The following is a 22,337-nucleotide window of genomic DNA, read 5'->3' as shown; positions in this document are numbered from 1 at the left end:
GTTGTGCGATCAGTGACTGCGAATCGGCTGCGGCTGCGGATGCATTACCGCACGCTGCCGTTCCTCCTGGAGGAATTTCATGATGATAGGTGCCACCGCTTCGGCGCGCGTCACCAGGAACAGGTGACCGTCGTCGATCACGTGAAGTTCCGAGTTGGGGATGCGCCACGCCAGCAGGCGCATATTGACCAGTGGGATGATCGGGTCGTCGTCGCCGGCCAGTACCAGAGTAGGTTGGCGAATGCGATGTAGCCAGTGGATGCTGGTCCAGCCGAGGCCGGCGAACAGCTGCCAGTAGTAACCCATCTTGCCGCCGGAACGCACTTTGCTGGCATGTGCCAGGGCCAGTTTGGGGTCGCGGCGGAAGGCGCCGCCGTAGATGTCCGGAGCGATGTGTACGCCGTAGGACGGCTGGATGTAGCGCCGCGGGCTGGCCATGCGCCAGAGCACCTTGGGCTTGCCCGGCACCATCACCGCGCCGGCCGAGGTGGCGGCCAGCACCAGCTTCTTGCAGCGCTCGGGATAATCGTGGGCGAACTGCTGCGCCAGAGCACCGCCCCAGGACACGCCGATGGCGTTGACCTGGCCGTAGTCCAGGTAGTCGAGCATGCGGGCGGCCAGCTTGGCCAGGCCGGGGAAGCGGTAGGGCGTGCTCGGGGTGGATGACCCGCCGACGCCCGGGACGTCGAAGGCGATCACTTCCAGGTCCGGATCCAGGGCTCGGACGAAGGGCATCACCAGCTCCAGGTTGGCGCCTATGCCATTGAAGATCAGCAGTGGCGTGAGGTTGCTGCTGCCCGGGCGGACCGCGGTGCGGATGATCTGGCCATCCAGCTCGATGGTGCGAAATACAAAAGATTGCGGCATGCGCTAGGCCCTATACATGGATCAGCGGAGAGCGACCTTCCAGGACCGCTCGCCAGTCTCCCGCCTTGCGGCGGGCGCCGCCCGGGCCGTTGGCCCGCCGCGGCGTGCGGCACTTCCAGGTGCCGCGGGCAGTACTGCGCAAGGTGCAGCGTTGCTTGTCTCAGCGTTCGTGTACGTAAGTCCCTGGCGCGGCCTCGCCCGGCGTGTAGTTCTTGCTGCCCAGGCCGGCAGGTGCCTTCTTCAGCTTGCCCGAGCGCTCGGCCAGCCACTGTTGCCAGTGCAGCCACCAGGAGTCGGCGTGTTTGGTGGCTTTCTCCTGCCATTCGCGGGCGCTTGTCGCCGGCTCGCTGTTGGTGACGAAGCGTGCCTTGGGGTTGCCCGGCGGGTTGAGAATGCTCTGGATGTGACCGCTGTTGGACAGCACGAATTCGACCTTGCCGCCGAACAGCAGTGAGGACTTGTAGCAGGCCTCCCACGGGGTGATGTGGTCGTTGGTGCCGGCCAGGCAGTAGATGTCGGTGGTGACCTGCTTGAGGTCGATCGGCGTGCCGCAGACCTCCAGGGCGCCGGCGCGGGTCAGCGGGTTGGTCTTGAACAGCTCGATCAGGTCGCCATGCAGGGCGGCGGGCAGGCGGGTGGTGTCGTTGTTCCAGTAGAGGATATCGAACACCGGCGGCTCGTTGCCCAGCAGGTAGTTGTTGACCCAGTAGTTCCAGATCAGGTCGTTGGGGCGCATCCAGGCGAACACCTTGGCCATGTCCTTGCCTTCCAGCACGCCGGTTTGGTACGAGCGGCGCTTGGCAGCCTCGAGGGTCTTCTCGTCGGCGAACAGGGCGACCTGGGTGTCCAGCTTGGTATCCAGCACGCTGACCAGCAGGGTCATCGAATTGACCTTCTGCTCGCCGGTGGCCGCGTAGTGGCCCAGCAGCGAGGAGATGGTGATGCCGCCGGAGCAGGCGCCGAGGATGTTGACGTCCTTGCTGCCGGTGATGCTGGTGACCACGTCGACCGCTTCCTTCAGCGCCTCGATGTAGGTCGACAGCCCCCACTCGCGCTGGGCCTTGGTCGGGTTGCGCCAGCTCACCACGAAGGTCTGCACATGGTTGCGCAGGAGGAAGCGCGCGACGCTCTTCTCCGGCGACAGGTCGAACACGTAGAACTTGTTGATCTGCGGCGGCACCACCAGCAGAGGGCGCTCGTGCACTTGCTCGGTGGTCGGCTTGTACTGGATCAGCTCCAGCAGGTCATTACGGAAGATCACCGCACCTTCGCTGGTGGCCAGGTTCTTGCCGACCTCGAAGGCCGCCATGTTCACCTGGCTCGGCATGCCGCCGTTGTTGACCATGTCCTTGGCCAGGTGGGAGAGGCCGTCGAGCAGGCTCTTGCCGCCGGTCTCGAAGAAGCGTTTGACCGCGGCCGGGTTGGCCATGCTGTTGGTCGGCGCCATGGCTTCGGTCATCAGGTTGATGACGAAGTGGCCGCGGCTGGTGTCCTGCTCGGAGAGGTTGCTGTCCTCGATCCAGTCATGCAGTTCCTTGCGCCACGCCAGATAGGTCTGCAGATAGCGGCGGTACAGCGGATTCTGGCTCCAGGCCGGGTCGGCGAAGCGGCGGTCGCCGTCCTCCGGTAGCAGCTCGGACTGGCCGAGCAGTACGTTCTTCAGTTCGAAGGCGAAGTGGGTAACGTGCTTGGCGCTGTGGAACGGTTGCTTGATGGCCTGGGCCAGCACCATTCGGGCAGAAGTGAGTAGATCCTTGCCGCGCAAGCCGATCACCGGGTTCAGACCCAGGGTGTTCTCCGAGGCTTGGCGATGCAGGTCTTCATTATTCTTTTGGGTCATCTACGACGCTCCATTGTCCTGAGACGAATACCAACTGCAGCTGTGTGAAGGGCACAGGGCGAAGGGCTGGTACTGCTCGGGTTTACCGGGTGCGGAGCGAACTCCGCGCTTTCTTCGCATTCGCCGGGGCAAATGCATGGAACCTGCCAGTTCCTTGGTTACCCGAGTTTCCGTTTTTGCGCAAGTTCGCGAACACTGATTGCGCGGCGCGCGGGAGTATGCCGAGCGCGATTAGAAAATGCGCTCTAGGCGTGAAACTAATATGGCGGAAGGGGCGAAACAGAGCGCGGCGATGATCGAGCGCCGAGCAGCCCTAGAGCATCAGTCTGATTACTGACTCGCTCGGGTCGCGGGATTTGCCGGCGCGGGCCAGCTCCTCCAGGTAATCGGCCCACAGCTGCTCCTGGCGGGTGGCGAGCTGGTAGAGGTAGTCCCAGGTGTACAGGCCGCTGTCGTGGCCATCGTCGAAGCACAGTTTCAGTGCATAGTTGCCGGCCGGCTCGATGCGGCTCAGGCCGACGTTCTGCTTGCCGTGCTGCAGGATGGGCTTGCCGTGGCCCTGCACCTCGGCCGAGGGCGAATGCACGCGCAGGAACTCGGCGCCGAGGCTGTAGCGCTCGTCGCCATAGGCCAGCTCCAGGGTGCGGGAGGCCTTGTGCAGTTTGATGGCGGTGGGCATGCGCATCGCGGGGAGTCCTGAAGCGGGGTGGATAACGCATTATCCACCCCGCGCGCGCATCAGAGAATGTAGCGCGACAGGTCTTCGTCCTGCGCCAGTTCGCCGAGGTGGCCGTTGACGTAGGCGGCGTCGATGCGGATCGGCTCGCCGTTCTGCTGGCCGGCCAGGTCGCCGGCGCTGAAGGAGACTTCCTCCAGCAGGCGCTCGAGCAGGGTGTGCAGGCGCCGGGCGCCGATGTTCTCGGTCTTCTCGTTGACCTGCCAGGCGATCTCGGCGATGCGCTTGATGCCGTCGGCGGCGAACTCGATGTTCAGCCCCTCGGTCTTCAGCAGCTCGCTGTACTGCTCGGTCAGCGCCGCGTGCGGCTCGGTGAGGATTCGCTCGAAGTCCTCGGGCGACAGCGCCTTGAGTTCGACGCGGATCGGCAGGCGGCCCTGCAGCTCGGGCACCAGGTCGCTGGGCTTGGCCAGGTGGAAGGCGCCGGAGGCGATGAACAGGATGTGGTCGGTCTTGACCATGCCCAGCTTGGTGTTGACCGTGCAGCCCTCGATCAGCGGCAGCAGGTCGCGCTGCACACCCTCGCGGGACACGTCGGCGCCGCCAACGTTGGCGCGCTTGGCGACCTTGTCGATCTCGTCGATGAACACGATGCCGTGCTGTTCCACCGCCTCCAGGGCGCGGGCCTTGAGGTCTTCTTCGTTGACCAGGCGCGCGGCTTCCTCGTCGCGCACCAGCTTGAAGGCTTCCTTGACCTTGAGCTTGCGGGTCTTCTTCTTGCCCTTGGTCAGGCCGGAGAACAGGTTCTGCAGCTGGCTGGTCATCTCCTCCATGCCCGGCGGGGTCATGATCTCGACGCCGGCCGGTTGCTCGGCCACCTCGATGTCGATCTCCTTGTCGTCCAACTGGCCTTCGCGCAGGCGCTTGCGGAACAGCTGGCGGGTGTTGGAGTCCTGGCTCGGCGCCGGGTCGTCGTTGAAGCCGACGCGGGCCGGCGGCAGCAGGGCGTCGAGAATGCGCTCCTCGGCGGCGTCCTCGGCGCGGTGGCTCATCTTCTGCACTTCCTGCTCGCGCAGCAGCTTGAGCGCGGCGTCGGCTAGGTCGCGGATGATCGACTCGACGTCACGGCCGACATAGCCGACCTCGGTGAACTTGGTCGCTTCCACCTTGAGGAACGGCGCGTTGGCCAGCTTGGCCAGGCGGCGGGCGATCTCGGTCTTGCCGACGCCGGTGGGGCCGATCATCAGGATGTTCTTCGGCGTCACTTCCTGGCGCAGCTCGGCCGGCAGCTGCATGCGCCGCCAGCGGTTGCGCAGGGCGATGGCCACGGCGCGCTTGGCGTCATCCTGACCGATGATGTGGCGGTTGAGCTCGGAAACGATCTCGCGGGGCGTCATGGACATGTATGTGGCTCCGGAAGCCGCGCTCATTCGGCGCAGTCTTCTTCCTCGATGGTCAGATTCTGGTTAGTGAAGACACAGATGGAGCCGGCAATGTTCAACGCCGTCTCGGTGATTTCGCGGGCGGACAGCTCGGTCTTCTGCAGCAGGGCCATGGCCGCGGCCTGGGCGAAGCCGCCGCCGGAGCCCATGGCGATCAGGCCGTGTTCGGGTTCGACCACGTCGCCGTTGCCGGTGATGATCAGCGATGCGTCCTTGTTCGCCACCGCCAGCATGGCCTCCAGGCGGCTCAGCGAACGGTCGGTGCGCCAGTCCTTGGCCAGCTCGACGGCGGCCCGTACCAGATGGCCCTGGTGTTTCTCCAGCTGGCCCTCGAAGCGCTCGAACAGGGTGAAGGCGTCGGCGGTGGCGCCGGCGAAGCCGGCCAGCACCTGGCCGTGGTACAGGCGCCGCACCTTCTTGGCGTTGCCCTTCATCACGGTGTTGCCGAGGGAAACCTGGCCGTCGCCGCCCATGACGACTTTGCCGTTGCGGCGGACTGAAACGATGGTGGTCAAGGGGTGAATCTCCACGCAGCGGGGCCGATGTGCCCGAATGGAGATCAGATGGGGTGGCCCGCCCGGCTTTTCAACCGGAGCGGGCAACTTGATGACTCAGCGGCTCTGCCGCTGTTGTAGCAAGAGATTGCTGAAGCCGCTGCCGGCCAACTGCTTCTGCGCCGTGGCCAGCTGCTCGCGGTTGGCGTAGGGGCCGACCAGCACGCGGTGCCAGGTCTCCTCGCGGACCTTGCCGGACTCCACCTGCACGTTCTGGCCGAGCATGAGGATCTGCGCGCGCACCTTGTCGGCGTCCTCGCGCTTGCGGAACGAACCGGCCTGCAGGAAGAACTGGGTGGTGACCGGCGCCTTGGCTACCACGACGGGCGGCGGAGGCGGGGTCTCGCCATTGAGCGCGGCCTCGGCGCGGGTGGCGTCGATCTTGGCCGCTTCCTCCGGGCTCACCGGCTTGGTTTCTGGCGGCTTCACGGCATCGGCCGGCGGCAGGGCATCCGGCGGCACTATGACCTCGGATTCCGGCAGCAGGGTGTAGAAGTCGTACTTTGGCTTGATCGGCTCCGCTGCCACCTGCGGCTTCTTCTGCTGCTCGGTGACGCGCTTCTGTTCCTCGGGCTTGGCCCGCTTCACATCGTCGCGGCCCGGCTCCAGGCTGAACAGGAACATGAAGAACCCGCCGATCACCAGGCCGCAGACCATCCACACCCAGCCGGGTACCGGCTTCTTCGCCGGCGCCTGGTAACGGCTGGCGCCGCGCTTGGGTGCGGGCTTCTTCTTCGCCGCCGCCACTTACATGCGCTCCAGGGTTTCCAGGCCCAGCAGCTCCAGGCCCTGCTTGAGGGTGCGGCCGGTCAGCGCGGCCAGGCGCAGGCGGCTCTGCTGGGTGGCTTCATCTTCGGCGGCGAGGATCGGGCAATTCTCGTAGAAGCTGGAGAACAGGCCGGCCAGGTCGTAGAGGTAGGCGCACAGCAGGTGTGGTTCGCCCTTGCCGGCGACATTGTTGAGGGTGTCGGCGAACTGCGCCAGCTTGCCGGCCAGGGCCTGCTCCTGCGGCGCCTCGATGCGGATCTGCCCGCCGATCTCGGCCACGTCCTTGCCCAGCTTGCGGAAAATGCTGGCGACGCGGGTGTAGGCGTACAGCAGGTAGGGCGCGGTGTTGCCCTCGAAGCTGAGCATCAGCTCGAAGTTGAAGCGGTAGTCGCTGGTGCGGTGCTTGGACAGGTCGGCGTATTTCACCGAGGCGATGCCGACCACGCGGCCGATATGACGCAGCTCGTCCTCGGCCAGCTCGGGGTTCTTGTCCTTGACCAGGGCATAGGCGCGTTGCTCGGCCTCGTCCAGCAGCTCGACCAGCTTCACGGTGCCACCGTCGCGGGTCTTGAACGGCTTGCCGTCCGGGCCGTTCATGGTGCCGAAGCCCATGTGCTCCAGCTCCATGCTGGCCGGCACGAAGCCGGCCAGGCGGGCGGCGGCGAACACCATCTGGAAGTGCAGGGCCTGGCGCTGGTCGACGAAGTACAGGGCGCGGTCGGCCTTGAGCACGTTGGCGCGATAACGGGTCGCGGCCAGGTCGGTGGTGGCGTACAGATAGCCGCCACCGGCCTTCTGCACGATCAGCGGCAGCGGGTTGCCTTCCGAGTTCTTGAACTCGTCCATGAACACGCACTGGGCGCCGTTGTCCTCGGTCAGCAGGCCCTTGGCCTGCAGGTCGGCGATCACGTTGGCGAGGTCGGCGTTGTAGGCGCTCTCGCCCTTGACGTCGGCCATGCTCAGTTTCACGCCCAGGCGGTCGTAGATGGCCTGGCAGTGGGACAGGGAAATGTCGTTGAAACGGTTCCACAGGCGCAGGCACTCGGCGTCACCGGCCTGCAGCTGGACCACCAGCTCGCGGGCGCGGTCGGCGAACTCGGCGGACTCGTCGAAGCGCTTCTTGGCGGCGCGGTAGAAGCCTTCCAGGTCGGACAGCTCGCTTTCCGCGGCAATCGGGTTTTCCTGCATATAGGCCAGCAGCATGCCGAACTGGGTGCCCCAGTCGCCCACGTGGTTCTGGCGGATCACGCTGTCGCCGAGGAACTCCAGCACGCGGGCCACGCCGTCGCCGATGATGGTCGAGCGCAGGTGGCCGACGTGCATCTCCTTGGCCAGGTTCGGCGCGGACAGGTCGACCACCACGCGCTGCGGGTTGCCGGCCTTGCGCACGCCGAGCTTGTCATCCGCTAGGGCGGCTTCCAGGCGCTGGGCCAGGGCGTCGCTGTTCTGGAAGAAGTTGAGGAAGCCGGGTCCGGCGATCTCGACCTTGGCGATGCCAGCGTCGGCCGGCAGGGCAGCGACCAGCTTCTCGGCCAGGTCGCGCGGCTTCATGCCGGCCGGCTTGGCCAGCATCATGGCGATGTTGCTGGCGAAGTCGCCGTTGCTGCGGTCCTTGGTGTTCTCCACCTGAATGGCCGGGCTCAGGCCCTCGGGCAGCATGCCCTCGGCGGTGAGGCGGGTCAGGGCTTGCTGGATCAGGTGGCGAATCGTGTCTTTCATGGTCTGCTCGGGTCGGCCGCGGCTGGTCGAAAACTGTGCATTATCGGCGCCCGAGGGGCGCGGCTTCAAGCTTTGACGGCTTGGAGCCCGCTTGCGGTCTTGCGAGCGAGAGAAAACAGGGCGAAAGGGGTGAGCGCTGCAGGCCGCGGGTGGCCCTCAGAACAGGTCGATGGGATCGACATCCAGCGACCAGCGCACCGCCCGCCCGCTGGGCATCGCCTCCAGTATCGGCAGCCAGTGGGCCAGCAGCTTGTGCAGCGGCACGCGGGCGCTGGCCATCAGCAGCAACTGGGCGCGAAAGCGCCCGGCGCGGCGCTCCATCGGCGCCGGCACCGGGCCGAGCAGCTCAATGCCGGCCAGCTTCAGCTCGTCGCGCAGCTGCTCGGCGTAAGTGCAGGCCTCGTCGAGGAAGCCTTCGGCCTGGCCCGGCTTGTGCGCCTCGCCACGCAGCAGGGCGAGGTGGGCGAAGGGCGGCAGACCGGCGCCGCGGCGCTCGCTCAGGGCCTGCTCGGCGAAGGCCGGATAGCCCTGCTCGGTGAGTTGGACCAGCAGCGGATGGTCAGCCAGATGGCTCTGGATGATCACCTTGCCCGGCTCTTCGGCGCGCCCGGCACGCCCGGCCACCTGGACGATCAGCTGGGCCATGCGCTCGCTGGCGCGGAAGTCGGCGGAGAACAGGCCGCCGTCGGCGTCGAGGATGGCCACCAGGGTGACGCGCGGGAAATGGTGGCCCTTGGCGAGCATCTGGGTGCCGACCAGGATGCACGGCTCGCCCTTGTTGATGGTGGCGAACAGCTTGTCCATCGCGCCCTTGCGCGAGGTGGTGTCGCGGTCGATGCGCAGCACCGGGAACTGCGGAAAGAGAATGGCCAGGCGCTCCTCGGCGCGCTCGGTGCCCGCACCCACCGGACGCAGGTCGACCTTCTGGCAGTCCGGGCAGTTGCGCGGCGTGCGCTCGACGTGGCCGCAGTGGTGGCAGCGCAGCTCGTTGTGGCGCTGGTGCAGGGTCATGCGTGCGTCGCAGCGCGGGCACTGGCTGATCCAGCCGCAGTCGTGGCACAGCAGGGTAGGCGCGAAGCCGCGGCGGTTGAGGAATACCAGCACCTGCTGGCCGGCCTCCAGCGTCTGGCGGATGGCCAGTTGCAGCGGACCGGAGATGCCGGAATCCAGCGGCAGGCTCTTCACGTCCAGGCGCAGGAAGCGTGGCGGCTGGGCATTGCCGGCGCGCTGGCCGAGCTTGAGCAGGGCGTAGCGGCCGGCGTGAGCGTTGTGCAGGCTTTCCAGTGACGGCGTGGCCGAACCGAGCACGATCGGCAGGTTCTCCTGGCGCGCGCGCACCAGGGCCAGGTCGCGGGCGTGGTAGCGCAGGCCTTCCTGCTGTTTATAGGAGGCGTCGTGTTCCTCGTCGATGATGATCAGCCCCGGGTTCTTCATCGGGGTGAACAGCGCCGAGCGGGTGCCGATGATGATGTCGGCCTCGCCGTCGCGGGCGGCCAGCCAGGCGTCCAGGCGCTCGCGGTCGTTGACCCCGGAGTGCAGCAGGGCGATGCGGGCGTTGAAACGGCGAGCGAAGCGCTCGACGGTCTGCGGCCCCAGGTTGATCTCGGGGATCAGCACCAGTGCCTGCTTGCCGGCTTCCAGGCAGTGGCGGATCAGCTGCAGGTAGACCTCGGTCTTGCCGCTGCCGGTGACGCCATACAGCAAATAAGCACCGAAGCCGCCCATGCCGGCCTGCACCGCGTTGAAGGCGGCGCGCTGTTCGGCGTTAAGTGGCAGCTCCGGCTGCGCCAGCCAACCACCGTGGCGCTGCAGCGGCGCGCTGCGGCGCACCTCGACGCGCACCAGGCCCTTTTCCAGCAGCAGGTCGAGGCTGTCCTTGTTCAGCTGCAGCTTGCTCAGCAGGCCATGCGGCACGCCGTGGTGATGCTGGGCCAGGGCGCGCAGTGCCTCGCGCTGGCGCGGCGCGCGGGCCAGGCGCGGATCGTCCGCGCTGGCGCCCTCGGTGGCGTGCCAGTAGCGCTCCTGGCGTACTTCGGCCGGCTCGCCCTGGCGCAGCAGCACCGGCAGGGCCCAGCTCAGGGTGTCGCCGAGGCTGTGCTGGTAGTACTGCGCCGTCCACAGGCACAGCTTGAACAGCGGTGCCGGCAGGGGCGGGGTGCGGTCGAGCAGCTGCAGGGCCGGCTTGAGCTTGTCCTGCGGCACGTCGCTGCTGCCGGCCAGTTCCACCAGCACGCCGATCACCTCGCGCCGGCCGAACGACACGCGCAGTCGTACGCCGGGCTGCAGCATCGAACGGGGCACGCCTTCGGGCGCGCGATAGTCGAACAGGCGGCGCAGCGGCGAGGGCAGGGCGAGGCGCAGGATGGTGTCAGGCACGGTGGGCTCCGGATTCGAAGCGGCGATGCTAGCACGGCCGCACGTCGCCCCGTCCGGGCGGCGGCTTGCTTGGCAGTGGCCGTCTGGTATAGTGCGCGGCCTATTTCCGTGCGGTACTCGGCAGCGAGCTGAGTGGCGGCACACCTACCCGAGGAAAATACGATGAAAGCCGATATCCATCCGCAGTACGAAGAAATGGTTGCAACCTGCAGCTGTGGCAACGTGATCAAGACCCGTTCCACCCTGTGCAAGCCGATGAGCCTGGACGTGTGCTCCGAGTGCCACCCGTTCTACACCGGCAAGCAGAAGATGCTGGATACCGGCGGCCGTATCGACCGCTTCAAGCAGCGTTTCGGTGTGTTCGGCGCCAAAACCGAATAAGAGTGGCTCAAGCCTCTCTGCTGAAAAAGGCGTCCCTGGTGGGCGCCTTTTTCGTTTCTGTCTGCCTGGTTCTCCCGGCCCAGGCCTTCTGCCCGCGGGTCGACGACCTGGCGCCGCTGCGCGTGGCCAAGGTGGTGGACGGCGATACCCTGCGTCTGGCCGATGGCCGCAGCGTGCGGCTGATCGGCATCAACGCGCCTGAGCGCGCCCGTGACGGTCGCCCGGCAGAGCCCTTCGCCGAAGCGGCGACCAAGCGCCTGCAGGCCCTGGTGGCCGCCAATGACGGGCGCATCGGCCTGCGCGTCGGCAGCAAGGCCCGCGACCACTACGGCCGCACCCTGGCGCACGCCTACGACGCCGATGGGCGCAATCTGGAGGCGCAACTGCTGGCCGAGGGGCTGGGCTATCGCGTGGCATTCGAGCCGGCTACCGGTCTGGAAGACTGCCAGCGCAGCGCCGAGGATGAGGCGCGTGAGCGGCGCGTCGGTCTCTGGCAACAGGCGCGGATCTTCACACCCTTCGATCTGCGCAGCGGTGGCTTCGCCCTGGTGCGCGGCGAGGTCGCGCGGGTACAGCGCAACCGCGGCGGCCTTTGGATCGAGATGGACGGGCCGCTGGTGCTGCGCGTCGAGCCCAAGCTGCTGCGTCACTTCGACGTGGCGGCGCTGCAGGGTCTGGCCGGTCGGATCGAGGCGCGCGGCTGGGTGATTGACCGTTCCCGGCGCGGCGGCGTACAACCGGAGCAAGCCCGCTGGATGCTGCCGCTCACCCATGCTGCCATGCTCGAGGTGTTGCCATGAAGTTGCGTCTGTTCCTGCTGCTGTCCCTGCTTGCCCAGCTCGTCGGTTGCGCGGTCAATCCGGCCACCGGCAAGACCGACTTCGTGATGATGAGCGAGCAGCAGGAGATCGACCTGGGGCGCAACTACGCCCAGGAGATCGCCAAGCAATACCCGCGCTATGCCGACGAGAAGCTGCAGGCCTACGTGCAGCAGGTGGGCGAGCGGGTGGCGCGCAACAGCCATCGCAGCAATCTCGACTACAGCTTCACCGTCATTGACTCGCCGGACATCAACGCCTTCGCCATTCCCGGCGGACACATCTATATCCACCGCGGGCTGATGGCTTACCTCGGCTCCGAGGCGGAGCTGGCGGCCGTGCTCGGGCATGAAGTCGGGCACGTCACGGCTCGCCACAGCGTGCGTCAGCAGAGCCAGTCCACGGCCTGGAACATCCTCGGCCAGGCCGTGGCGATCGGTACCGGCGTTGGCGCCGCCGGCGATATCACCAATGTGCTGGGCGGCGCCCTGGTGAGCGGCTACGGTCGCGACATGGAGCTGGAGGCCGACGGCTTCGGCGCCCAGTACCTGGCGCGCAGCGGCTACGACCCACAGGCGATGATCGAAGTGGTCAAGGTGCTGAAGAGCCAGGAAGACTTCGCCCGCGACGAGGCCCAGGCCAAGGGTAAGGAAGTGCCGCCGGCCGGCTATCACGGCCTGTTCGACACCCACCCGGACAACGACACCCGACTGCGCCAGGTAGTGGCCTCGGCCAGCCCGCTGGCGACCAGTCAGGGCGAGGTGGGGCGTGACACCTACCTGAAGCGGATCGAGGGCATGCCCTTCGGCGACTCGGCCGAGGCCGGTGTGCGTCGGGGCCAGCGCTTCTATCATGTTGGCCTGGATTTCACCCTGGCCATTCCCCAGGGCTGGGAGCTGATCAATCGCCCGGACGCGGTGATCGTTCACAGCGGCGATCAGCAGGCCTTCATGGTCATGAGCATGCAGCCGCTGAAGCCGGGCACCGACTCGCGCGCCTTCGTGCATGAGAAGACTGGCGGGCGCGGCCTCACCGCTGAGCAGAGCTTCAAGCAGAGCGGCCTGGACGTGACCACTGGCGTGCTGACCGGCGACGGCGCCAAGCGCGTGGCGGTGGTGGCACGGCAGAGCGAAGCCTTCCTGTTCATCGGCGCGGTCAAGGGGCGTGCCTCGCTGGAGAGCGCCGATGACCAGTTCATGGAGGTGGTGCGTAGCTTCCGGCCGCTGCAGGCCAAGGAGCGCGAACAGGGGCAACCCTGGCGTCTGCATCTGGTGCAATTCAAGGCCGGCCAGAGCCTGGAAGCGCTGAGTCGGGAGATGGGTGGCGAGGGTGACAAGCTGAAGCGTCTGCGTCTGCTGAATGGTCTGTATCCGACCGGTCAGCCACTTCCCGGCGATTGGCTCAAGGTAGTTCGCTGACCCGCTCAGAGGCCCGATCTTGTGGGCCTTGGCCTTCTTGCGTATGCTCGCTCGCCTGCCTTCACTGCAAAGCGGAAATAGCCGAAATGTCTGATCTGAAAACTGCCGCTCTCGAGTATCACGCGCAGCCCCGTCCGGGCAAATTGAGCGTCGAACTGACCAAGCCCACCGCGACCGCCCGCGACCTGTCCCTGGCCTACAGCCCGGGCGTTGCCGAGCCGGTCCGCGAGATTGCCCGCGATGCCGAACTGGCCTATCGCTACACCGGCAAGGGCAACCTGGTGGCAGTGATTTCCGATGGCACCGCGATCCTCGGCCTGGGCAACCTCGGCCCGCTGGCCTCCAAGCCAGTGATGGAAGGCAAGGGCGTGCTGTTCAAGCGCTTCGCCGGCATCGACGTGTTCGACATCGAAGTCGACTCCGAGAGCCCGCAGGCCTTCATCGATACCGTCAAGCGCATCTCCATCACCTTCGGCGGCATCAACCTGGAAGACATCAAGGCGCCCGAGTGCTTCGAGATCGAGCGCGCGCTGATCGAGCAGTGCGATATCCCGGTATTCCACGATGACCAGCACGGCACTGCCATCGTCACCGCGGCCGGCATGCTCAACGCCCTGGAAATCGCCGGCAAGACCCTGGAGCAGGCCAAGATCGTCTGCCTCGGTGCCGGTGCCGCCGCCATCTCCTGCATGAAGCTGCTGGTGAGCATGGGTGCCAAGGTCGAGAACATCTTCATGCTCGACCGCAAGGGCGTGATCCACGCCGATCGCGACGACCTGAATCAGTACAAGGCGGTATTCGCCCACGCCACCGACAAGCGCAGCCTGTCCGACGCCCTGGACGGTGCCGACGTGTTCGTCGGTCTGTCCGGTGCCAACCTGCTGAGCCAGGACGACCTCAAGCTGATGGCGCCGAACCCGATCGTGTTCGCCTGCTCCAACCCGGACCCGGAGATCAAGCCGGAGCTGGCCCGAGAAGCCCGTCCGGACGTGATCATGGCCACCGGTCGTTCGGACTACCCGAACCAGGTCAACAACGTGCTCGGCTTCCCCTTCATCTTCCGCGGTGCCCTGGACGTACGCGCCACCCGCATCAACGAGGAAATGAAGATCGCCGCGGCCAACGCCCTGCGCGATCTGGCCAAGCTGCCGGTGCCGAAGGAAGTTTGCGAGGCCTACGGCGGCATCGAGCTGAGCTTCGGTCGCGAGTACATCATTCCCAAGCCGATGGATGCCCGCCTGATCACCGTGGTGGCCGATGCCGTGGCCAAGGCCGCGATCGAGACCGGTGTGGCGACCCTGCCGTATCCGAAGCACTACCCGCTGCAGTCGGTGAATGACGTGTTCAACGGCTGATCACCGGCCCAATAAAAAGCCCCGCTGATGCGGGGCTTTTTATTGGCTGTCGGAAACTCAGAACAGGTCGAGCGGCGCCGATTCGTCTGCCGGCAGCGGGCTGCCGGGGATGCCCATGGCCGGGTCCAGCTCGCTCATCGGCGGCGGCGAGTCCTCGCTCTTGAACAGCTCGAAGTAGGCGTCGGGTGCGCCTGGCGAGGCGGCGCGGCCGCTGACCGGGTCGACTCGCAGGCTGAGCAGTCCAGCCGGCTCCGGTGGCAGGTGCTCGGGCTTGTCCTTGAGCGCGGTGCCCATGTAGCTCATCCAGATCGGCAGGGCCACGGTGCCGCCGTATTCATGGCGACCCAGGCTCTCCGGCTGGTCGAAGCCGACCCAGACGGTGGTCATGTAGTCGGCGTTGTAGCCGGAGAACCAGCTGTCCTTGGACTCGTTGGTGGTGCCGGTCTTGCCCGCCAGGTCGCCACGGCCCATGGCCAGGGCGCGGCGGCCGGTGCCGCGCTTGATCACGTCCTGCAGCATGCTGGTCATGATGTAGGCGGTGCGCTCGTCGATGATCTGCTCGGCGAGTACCGGTTGCTGCACTTCGGCGTTGGGCTCCTCGATCAGCAGGGCGGCGTTCTGTTCTTCGACCAGTTGCGCGCTCTCCGGAGTGCGCGGCGGGTTGGCGATGAACAGGGGTTTGCCGTCGCGGCTGTCGATGCGCTCGATCAGGTAGGGCTGGATCTTGCGCCCGCCGTTGGCAAAGGCGCTCCAGCCGCCGGCGATCTCCAGCGGCGTCAGGCCGGCGGTGCCGAGTGCCAGAGACAGATTGCGCGGCAGCTCCTGGCGGTTGAAGCCGAAGGCGCTGATGTAGTCGATGGTGTAGTCGATGCCGATGGTCTGCAGCAGGCGAATCGACACCAGGTTGCGCGACTTGTACAGCGCCTCGCGCAGGCGGATCGGGCCGAGGAAGGTGTTGTTGTCGTTCTTCGGGCGCCAGGCTTCTTCCATGCCGGCTTCCTGGAACACGATCGGCGAATCGTTGACCAGGCTGGAGGCGGTGAAGCCGGCATCCAGCGCCGCGCTGTAGACGAAGGGCTTGAAGCTCGAGCCGGGCTGGCGCTTGGCCTGGGCGGCGCGGTTGTAGTTGCTCTGCTCGAAGGAGAAGCCGCCGACCAAGGCGCGGATCGCGCCGTTCTGCGGATCCAGCGAGACCAGTGCGCTCTGCGCGGCGGGGATCTGGCGGAACAGCAAGGCGCCATTCGCGGCGTCTGCCTCGACGCGCACCAAGTCGCCGATCTGCGCGACGTCCGCCGGCTTCTGCGGGCGGGGGCCGAGGCTGTTGGTATTAAGGAAGGGGCGGGCCCATTTCATGCTGTCCCAGGCGACCGCCTGTTCTTCGCCGTTGCGCAGCAGGACCATGATGCCGCTGGCTTCCACCTGAGTGACGATCGCCGGCTGCAGGCCGCCAATGCTCTTGTACTTTGCCAGCTCCTGTAGCCAGGCTTCGCGGGTCAGGCCGGGCAGACGGGTTTCCGGGCCGCGGAAGCCGTGGCGCTGATCGTAGGAGATCAGTCCGTCGTGCAGCGCCTGGTTGGCCGACTCCTGCAGCGCCGCCGGTACCGTGGTGGTGACGCGGAAGCCCTCGGTATAGGCATCGCTGCCATAGCGGCCGACCATCTCGGCGCGAGCCATCTCGGCTATATAAGGTGCATTGAGCTCGATCGGCTGCACGTGGTGCCGAGCGCCGACCGGCTCGGCCAGCGCGGCCTCGTACCGGGCCTGATTGATGGCGCCGAGCTTGTACATGCGGCCGAGGATCCAGTCGCGGCGTTCCTTGCTGCGCTGCGGGTTGACCAGGGGGTTGTAGCGCGAAGGCGCCTTCGGCAGACCTGCGATCATCGCCATCTGCCCCAGGGTCGCCTCACGAATCGACTTGCCGTAGTAAACCTGTGACGCGGCCTCGATGCCGTAGGCACGGTTGCCCAGGTAGATCTTGTTGACGTAGAGCTCGAGGATCTCGTTCTTGCTCAGCTCTCGTTCGATCTGCAGCGCGAGGAGGATTTCATTGATCTTGCGCGAGAAGCTTCTTTCGTTGGTGAGGAAGAAGTTCTTCGCCACCTGCATGGTGATGGTGCTGCCCCCGGTTTGAATGTGGCCGCTCGCCAATAACTGCGTAGCAGCGCGCATCAGGCTGGTGAAGTCGACGCCATAATGGTTCGCGAAATTGTCGTCTTCGGCGGCCAGCAGGGCGCTGATGAAGTCGGGGGGGATGTCATCGAAGCGGATCGGCGAGCGGCGCATCTCGCCAAATTCGGCGATCAACCTACCGTCGGCGCTATAGACCCTTAGCGGTATCTGCAGCTGGATGCTGCGTAGCGACTCGACGGAGGGTAAGCCAGGACTAAGATAGAGAAAGGCTCCACTGAAACTGAGCGCTAACCCGCAAAAAGCGGCGACACAGGACCACCAGAAAAACTTCAGCAAACGCATCAAGGTTCTTGGAATTCCAGTTAAAAGAATGGGTTAAGCGGTGCGTGGTGCGAAAAGGGGAAAACTGTTCACATTATAAGCGGTTTTTTTACAGGGGAGCCATTTGCGCTTCTGTCAAGACTGTTATTTAATGTGGAAAAACATAAATAGTCCGTAAGTCGCGGATGCCAATAGGAAATCGGTCGTGCTAGGGCTCTTCAATAAGAAAGCGAATACGCTTCTGGGGATCGACATCAGCTCGACCTCGGTCAAGCTCCTTGAATTGAGTCGCTCGGGAAGCCGCTACAAGGTAGAGGCCTACGCAGTCGAGCCGCTCCCGCCAAATGCGGTGGTCGAAAAGAACATTGCTGAGCTGGAAGGGGTCGGTCAGGCCCTTTCTCGTGTGCTCAGCAAGGCCAAGACCGGCGTGCGCACTGTCGCCGTCGCGGTGGCCGGTTCTGCAGTGATCACCAAGACCATCGAGATGGAAGCTGGGCTCAACGACGATGAGCTGGAGAACCAGCTGAAGATCGAAGCCGACCAGTACATTCCCTACCCCCTCGAAGAAGTGGCAATCGACTTCGAAGTCCAGGGCGTCTCCGCACGCAACCCCGAGCGGGTTGAGGTGCTGCTGGCAGCCTGCCGGAAAGAGAACGTCGAGGTCCGCGAGGCGGCACTGGGGCTTTCCGGTCTGACCGCCAAGGTGGTCGATGTCGAGGCTTACGCTCTGGAGCGGGCATACAGTCTGCTCGAGTCTCAACTAGGCGGCCGCACCGATGAGCTGACCGTGGCTGTCGTCGATATCGGCGCCACCATGACCACGCTCAGCGTTCTGCACAATGGTCGCACCATCTATACCCGTGAACAGCTGTTCGGTGGCCGCCAACTAACGGAAGAGATTCAGCGCCGCTACGGCCTTTCCGTTGAAGAGGCTGGCCTTGCCAAGAAACAGGGCGGCCTTCCGGACGACTATGAGAGTGAAGTGCTGCAGCCCTTCAAGGAGGCCGTGGTGCAGCAGGTGTCCCGCTCGCTGCAGTTCTTCTTTGCTGCAGGTCAGTTTAATGATGTGGACTACATCCTGCTGGCTGGTGGCACCGCGTCCATTCCTGATCTCGATCGACTGATTCAGCAGAAGATCGGTACTCCCACTCTGGTAGCCAACCCATTCGCCGATATGGCTCTGGGGGGTAAGGTCAATGCCGGTGCCCTAGCTAGCGACGCACCGTCCTTGATGATTGCCTGTGGTTTGGCGATGAGGAGTTTTGATTAATGGCGCGTATCAATTTACTTCCTTGGCGAGAGCAGCTGCGCGAAGAGCGTAAGCAGCGGTTTTTGCTTGCAATGGTCGGCGCGCTAGCTGTTGCGGGGGCGCTGGTATTTCTAGGTGGACAGTATCTGGGCGGTGCAATCGAGCAGCAAAATGCTCGTAACGATTTTGTGAGGAAAGAAATTGCTGTTCTTGATGCGCGTATCAAGGAGATCAGTGAGTTAAGAGAGCGTCGTCAGCAATTGTTGGAACGCATGAAGATCATTCAGGATCTTCAAGGTAATCGCCCAATTATCGGCCGGATTTTTGATCAGCTAGTGCGTACTTTGCCAGATGGCGTCTATTTTACTGAGCTAAAAAGAGTCGATAAAAGTATCTCAATTTCTGGGTCAGCTGAATCGAATAATCGGGTTTCTAGCCTAATGCGCAACTTGGAAGCTTCGGATTGGCTTGCGTCTCCAAACTTGACTGGGGTTAAGGCGATAACAGCAGGCGCGGTGGATCAGGCTAACACTTTCCAGCTGACAGTGCTGCAGGCTCAGCCTGGTGAGGGCGGCGCGGTGGATAGTAATAAGGGCGGAAATAAGCCATGAGTCTTTCTGGGTCTTTAGAGTCGCTCAAGAAAATTGATTTATCGGAGCTTGATGTAAATAATTTGGGGGCGTGGCCGCCGATAGTCAAGGTTATAACTTGTTTTCTGATTTTGGTTTTGGCGCTTTTCTTAGGCTATAACTTTTATCTCAAAGATCTTCAGGCGGCACTTGATCAAAGCGCGGCTCAAGAGCAGGCATTAAAGGACCAGTTTGCTAGCAAAGCCTTTCAGGCTGCAAATTTGGACGCCTATAAGGCTCAGATGAAAGAAATGGAGGAGTCTTTCGGGGCTCTGTTGCGGCAGCTGCCTAGTGATACCGAAGTGCCTGGATTGCTTGAGGATATCACTCGTACGGGATTGGGTAGTGGGCTGGAGTTTGAGGAGATTAAGCTTCAGCCTGAAGTTGCCCAGCAGTTTTATATAGAGCTCCCAATACAGATTTCAGTGGTGGGTGGCTATCATGATCTGGCTACTTTCGTGAGCGGTGTTGCCAGTCTCCCTAGGATTGTCACATTGCACGACTTTGATATGAAAGTTGTAGGTCCTGAAACTTCCTCAAAACTCCGTTTAAATGTTGTTGCGAAAACATATCGTTATAATGATGCGGGGGTGAAGAAGTGAGCTCCTCACGTTATTTGTATATTGCGGCTGCTTGCTGCTTCCTTTCCGGGTGTGGTGCTGGGGAGGGATTTTCCGACTTGCAAGTGTACATGGATGAAGTTCGTGCACGGCCTAAAGGTTCTATTGAGCCATTGCCAAAGTTTCAGCCATATGAGCCCTTCACTTATAGTGCAGCCTCTTTGCGCAGCCCTTTTCAACCTCCTGTCAAAGTGGAGTTGGCGGGTAGCAAGGTGGGCTCGAAGAACATAAAGCCGGATGAGACGCGTGTTAAGCAATTCCTTGAAGGCTTTAACATAGAAGTATTCGAGATGGTTGGGACTTTGGAAAACGAGGCTGGCGTTTTTGGCCTTGTCCAAGGGGCGGGGGGGGTTCATCGTATCAAGGTGGGTGACTATCTCGGAAGGAATCACGGGCGTATTGTTTCTGTAGATGAAGCCAAAATAGATGTGATTGAGATAGTTCCCGATGGAGAGGGTGGTTGGCTTGAGCGTCCTCGCAGCATCTCCCTCAAAAATCGCTCGTGATGCGAGGTTTGTTATGAAAAATAATTACAGTGCTGCTGAACGGAAGTCTTCCATGAATAGGGCATTTTCGCGCTTGTATATGTCGTTGCTATTAGTTGGCTTCGCGCCAACATTGCTGGCGGCTAATTTGCAAAAAATCGATGTAGCTACTCTCCCGGGCGACAAGATGGAGCTGAAGCTTGGTTTTGATGGGCCGGTCGCTGCCCCGCGTGGATATACTATCGAACAGCCTGCTCGCATTGCTCTTGATTTGCCTGGGGTGTCCAGCAAGCTTGAGGAAAAGAATCGAGAGCTGGGTGTGGGGAATGCTCGAAGCCTGACGGTTGTTGAGGCGCAGAACCGGACGCGCTTGATCATTAACCTGTCCACGCTGGTGCCTTATAGCACGCGCAGTGATGGCAATAACGTCATTGTTGTAGTTGGCGACTCCTCAGGCGTGCAGTCATCGCAAGTAAGTGCTACTCCATCAACAATGGCTAAGCCGGTAGCTATGGCTCAAGCTGGGCGAGCCATTCGTTCAATTGATTTTCAGCGAGGTACAGCTGGAGAGGGTAACGTAGTAATCGAGCTCTCCGACCCAAGCGTAAACCCTGATATTCAGGATCAGGGGGGGAAGATTCGCCTTGAGTTTTCCAAGACGCAGTTGCCTGAAAGCCTGCGGGCGCGATTGGACGTAAAAGATTTCGCAACTCCGGTTCAGTTTGTTAACTCATCTGTTCAGGGTGATAAGGTTGGTATCAATATAGAGCCGGCCGGTGACTATGATTATCTGGCATTTCAGACTGATAATAAACTCACTATTAGCGTTAAGCCGCTAAGTCCGGTTGATGTTGAAAAGCGTAAGGTTGAAGCGTTTGCATACTCTGGGGAAAAGCTTTCTCTCAATTTTCAGGATATCGACGTGCGCTCGGTGCTGCAGTTGATTGCGGACTTCACCAATCTCAATCTGGTTGCCAGCGATACAGTCCAAGGTAATATTACTTTGCGCTTGCAGAATGTTCCGTGGGATCAAGCTCTGGACTTGGTGCTAAAGACTCGCGGTCTGGATAAGCGGCAGGTCGGAAATGTGCTCTTGGTTGCGCCGGCGGATGAAATAGCTGCCCGAGAGCGGCAGGAGCTTGAAGCTAAGCAACAATTGGCAGAGCTTGCTCCTCTTCGTCGGGAGGTGGTACAGCTCAACTACGCCAAAGCATCAGACATCGCCAAGCTATTTGAGGATGCTCGTGAAGGTGACTTGGATAAGGATATGCGTGGGAAGGTCATTTTTGATGACCGGACTAACAGCATCATTGCATATCTAACGCAGGCTCGCATAGACGAGCTCAGGCGCATTGTCGTCCAGCTCGACATTCCGGTGCGTCAAGTCATGGTCGAGGCTCGAATAGTCGAAGCAAATGTCGACTTTGATAAAGAGCTGGGTGTTGAATGGCGCGGCGTCGGTCTTGGTGACAACAATTGGGTCGTGGGTGGTACCAATAGTATTGAAAAGGATACCGATCCGTTAGAGTTTCAGGGCGGAACCTTCGTTGATATGGGGGCCGCTGGGCGTACATCGGGTCTTAATCTAGGGTTTATTACCGATAATACCCTTCTGGATCTTGAGTTGTCGGCCATGGAAAAAACCGGTAACGGCGAGATTATTTCGCAGCCTAAAGTTGTTACCTCGGATAAAGAAACCGCGAAGATTCTTAAGGGTACCAAAATACCCTATCAAGAGGCCTCATCTAGCGGTGCGACTTCTGTGGCGTTTGCTGAAGCTAACCTGTCTCTTGAGGTTACCCCTCAGATTACCCCAGACAATAGAGTGATCATGGAAGTCAAGGTCAACAAGGATGCGGCCGACTTCGCTAATCAAGTTGATGGCACGCCCTCCATTCAGACCAACGAGGTAAATGCCAAAGTGCTGGTTAGTGACGGTGAAACTATTGTTATCGGTGGTATCTTCAGTAATACACAATCTAAGGCTGTGGATAAGGTTCCGCTCTTGGGGGATATCCCATATATTGGTCGCTTGTTCCGTCGCGATGTGGTTCAAGATTCTAAAGCGGAGCTTTTGGTGTTCTTGACCCCCCGCATCATGAACAACCATGCCATTGCGGTAAGCCAGTAATAGTGCAGAACGTAATCTTGGTTGGCCCGATGGGTGCTGGTAAGAGCACCATCGGGCGGTTGTTGGCGAAAGAGCTAAGGCTGCATTTCAAGGATTCGGACAAGGAAATCGAGCAGCGTACCGGTGCCGATATTCCCTGGATCTTCGATGTGGAAGGCGAGCAGGGTTTTCGCGAGCGTGAGCAAGCGATGATCGCGGAGCTCTGCGAGCTTGGCGGTGTAGTGATTGCCACGGGTGGTGGGGTCGTTTTACGGCCGGAGAATCGCCTGGCGTTGCGCGAAGGTGGGCGGGTCGTATATCTGCACGCCTCCGTCGAGCAGCAACTGGAGCGCACTTCTCGGGATCGTAATCGGCCTTTGCTGCGCAATGCTGAGCCTGGCAAGGTGTTGCGCAACCTGATGGAAATTCGTGATCCGCTCTACCGAGAGATCGCGGATGTGATCATCGAGACGGACGAGCGGCCACCGCGTCTGGTGGTGCAGGAAATTATGGAGCGCCTCGAGGCACTGCCTCCCCGTTAAAGAGCGCGTCTATCTGCGTTATCCTATGCCCTTTCTG

At 62.6% G+C, this 22,337-nt stretch carries 19 protein-coding genes; 10 read left to right on the top strand and 9 right to left on the bottom strand.

From position 1 onward, the window contains the following. Positions 1–9 precede the first annotated feature (9 nt). From phaZ to FFS62_RS14170, 8 genes are all read right to left on the bottom strand, one after another. On the bottom strand, positions 10–867 hold the full coding sequence (gene phaZ / locus FFS62_RS14205) for a poly(3-hydroxyalkanoate) depolymerase (RefSeq protein WP_137973487.1): 858 nt from the start codon (positions 865–867) through the stop codon (positions 10–12). Positions 868–1,027: 160 nt separating this feature from the next. Then, positions 1,028–2,707, bottom strand: a complete 1,680-nt coding sequence (gene phaC, locus FFS62_RS14200; protein ID WP_137973486.1) for a class II poly(R)-hydroxyalkanoic acid synthase — start codon at positions 2,705–2,707, stop codon at positions 1,028–1,030. Between the two features lie 313 nt (positions 2,708–3,020). Next, entirely contained in the window at positions 3,021–3,392 is a 372-nt protein-coding gene (locus FFS62_RS14195) for a gamma-butyrobetaine hydroxylase-like domain-containing protein (protein WP_137973485.1), read from the bottom strand. A 53-nt stretch (positions 3,393–3,445) separates the two neighbouring features. Continuing rightward, on the bottom strand, positions 3,446–4,786 hold the full coding sequence (hslU, locus tag FFS62_RS14190; protein ID WP_137973484.1) for an ATP-dependent protease ATPase subunit HslU: 1,341 nt from the start codon (positions 4,784–4,786) through the stop codon (positions 3,446–3,448). Positions 4,787–4,809: 23 nt separating this feature from the next. Beyond that, entirely contained in the window at positions 4,810–5,340 is a 531-nt protein-coding gene (gene hslV / locus FFS62_RS14185; protein ID WP_068824557.1) for an ATP-dependent protease subunit HslV, read from the bottom strand. 96 nt (positions 5,341–5,436) lie between these two features. After that, positions 5,437–6,126, bottom strand: a complete 690-nt coding sequence (locus tag FFS62_RS14180; RefSeq protein ID WP_256662232.1) for an SPOR domain-containing protein — start codon at positions 6,124–6,126, stop codon at positions 5,437–5,439. Then, complete coding sequence (gene argS / locus FFS62_RS14175) at positions 6,127–7,866, bottom strand: arginine--tRNA ligase (RefSeq protein WP_137973483.1); 1,740 nt, start codon at positions 7,864–7,866, stop codon at positions 6,127–6,129. A gap of 156 nt (positions 7,867–8,022) precedes the next feature. Continuing rightward, positions 8,023–10,242: a primosomal protein N' gene (locus FFS62_RS14170; protein WP_137973482.1), complete on the bottom strand. Its 2,220-nt coding sequence runs from the start codon at positions 10,240–10,242 to the stop codon at positions 8,023–8,025. Positions 10,243–10,404: 162 nt separating this feature from the next. Between FFS62_RS14170 and rpmE the strand changes: the two genes are divergently transcribed. The 4 genes from rpmE to FFS62_RS14150 all read left to right on the top strand — a co-directional run bounded on the left by rpmE (position 10,405) and on the right by FFS62_RS14150 (position 14,214). Continuing rightward, positions 10,405–10,623 carry a 50S ribosomal protein L31 gene (rpmE, locus tag FFS62_RS14165; protein WP_137973481.1) on the top strand — a complete coding sequence of 73 codons (219 nt, stop codon included), beginning with the start codon at positions 10,405–10,407 and terminating at the stop codon, positions 10,621–10,623. 2 nt (positions 10,624–10,625) lie between these two features. Next, on the top strand, positions 10,626–11,423 hold the full coding sequence (locus FFS62_RS14160; RefSeq protein WP_137973480.1) for a thermonuclease family protein: 798 nt from the start codon (positions 10,626–10,628) through the stop codon (positions 11,421–11,423). Further along, positions 11,420–12,859 (top strand): M48 family metalloprotease, encoded by a 1,440-nt coding sequence (locus tag FFS62_RS14155; RefSeq protein WP_137973479.1) that lies wholly within the window; start codon positions 11,420–11,422, stop codon positions 12,857–12,859. The genes FFS62_RS14160 and FFS62_RS14155 overlap by 4 nt, the downstream gene beginning before the upstream one ends. Before the next feature lie 86 nt (positions 12,860–12,945). Continuing rightward, a complete protein-coding gene (locus FFS62_RS14150; RefSeq protein WP_137973478.1) occupies positions 12,946–14,214 on the top strand; it encodes a malic enzyme-like NAD(P)-binding protein in 1,269 nt (422 codons plus the stop codon). 57 nt (positions 14,215–14,271) lie between these two features. Here the strand turns inward: FFS62_RS14150 and FFS62_RS14145 are convergent, their stop codons facing one another. Continuing rightward, on the bottom strand, positions 14,272–16,686 hold the full coding sequence (locus FFS62_RS14145) for a penicillin-binding protein 1A (RefSeq protein WP_371920133.1): 2,415 nt from the start codon (positions 16,684–16,686) through the stop codon (positions 14,272–14,274). A 184-nt stretch (positions 16,687–16,870) separates the two neighbouring features. On the opposite strand from FFS62_RS14145, the gene FFS62_RS14140 reads away from it, so the two are divergent. The 6 genes from FFS62_RS14140 to aroK are packed head-to-tail and all read left to right on the top strand — an operon-like array spanning position 16,871 to position 22,300. Further along, positions 16,871–17,935, top strand: coding sequence for a pilus assembly protein PilM (locus FFS62_RS14140; RefSeq protein ID WP_137973476.1), 1,065 nt, complete (start codon positions 16,871–16,873; stop codon positions 17,933–17,935). Further along, entirely contained in the window at positions 17,935–18,525 is a 591-nt protein-coding gene (locus FFS62_RS14135) for a PilN domain-containing protein (RefSeq protein WP_137973475.1), read from the top strand. The genes FFS62_RS14140 and FFS62_RS14135 overlap by 1 nt, the downstream gene beginning before the upstream one ends. Continuing rightward, complete coding sequence (pilO, locus tag FFS62_RS14130; RefSeq protein ID WP_137973474.1) at positions 18,522–19,145, top strand: type 4a pilus biogenesis protein PilO; 624 nt, start codon at positions 18,522–18,524, stop codon at positions 19,143–19,145. Before FFS62_RS14135 ends, pilO begins: the two co-directional genes overlap by 4 nt. A 14-nt stretch (positions 19,146–19,159) precedes the next feature. Beyond that, a complete protein-coding gene (pilP, locus tag FFS62_RS14125) occupies positions 19,160–19,669 on the top strand; it encodes a type 4a pilus biogenesis lipoprotein PilP (RefSeq protein ID WP_256662287.1) in 510 nt (169 codons plus the stop codon). 52 nt (positions 19,670–19,721) lie between these two features. Then, positions 19,722–21,779 carry a type IV pilus secretin PilQ gene (gene pilQ / locus FFS62_RS14120; RefSeq protein WP_137973472.1) on the top strand — a complete coding sequence of 686 codons (2,058 nt, stop codon included), beginning with the start codon at positions 19,722–19,724 and terminating at the stop codon, positions 21,777–21,779. 2 nt (positions 21,780–21,781) lie between these two features. Next, positions 21,782–22,300, top strand: a complete 519-nt coding sequence (aroK, locus tag FFS62_RS14115) for a shikimate kinase AroK (protein ID WP_137973471.1) — start codon at positions 21,782–21,784, stop codon at positions 22,298–22,300. Positions 22,301–22,337: the final 37 nt, after the last annotated feature.

Source organism: Pseudomonas sp. F(2018), assembly GCF_005508865.1.
Lineage (GTDB): Bacteria > Pseudomonadota > Gammaproteobacteria > Pseudomonadales > Pseudomonadaceae > Aquipseudomonas.
Note: the sequence above shows the minus strand (reverse complement) of the source record. Positions and strands in the feature narration are given on the sequence as shown.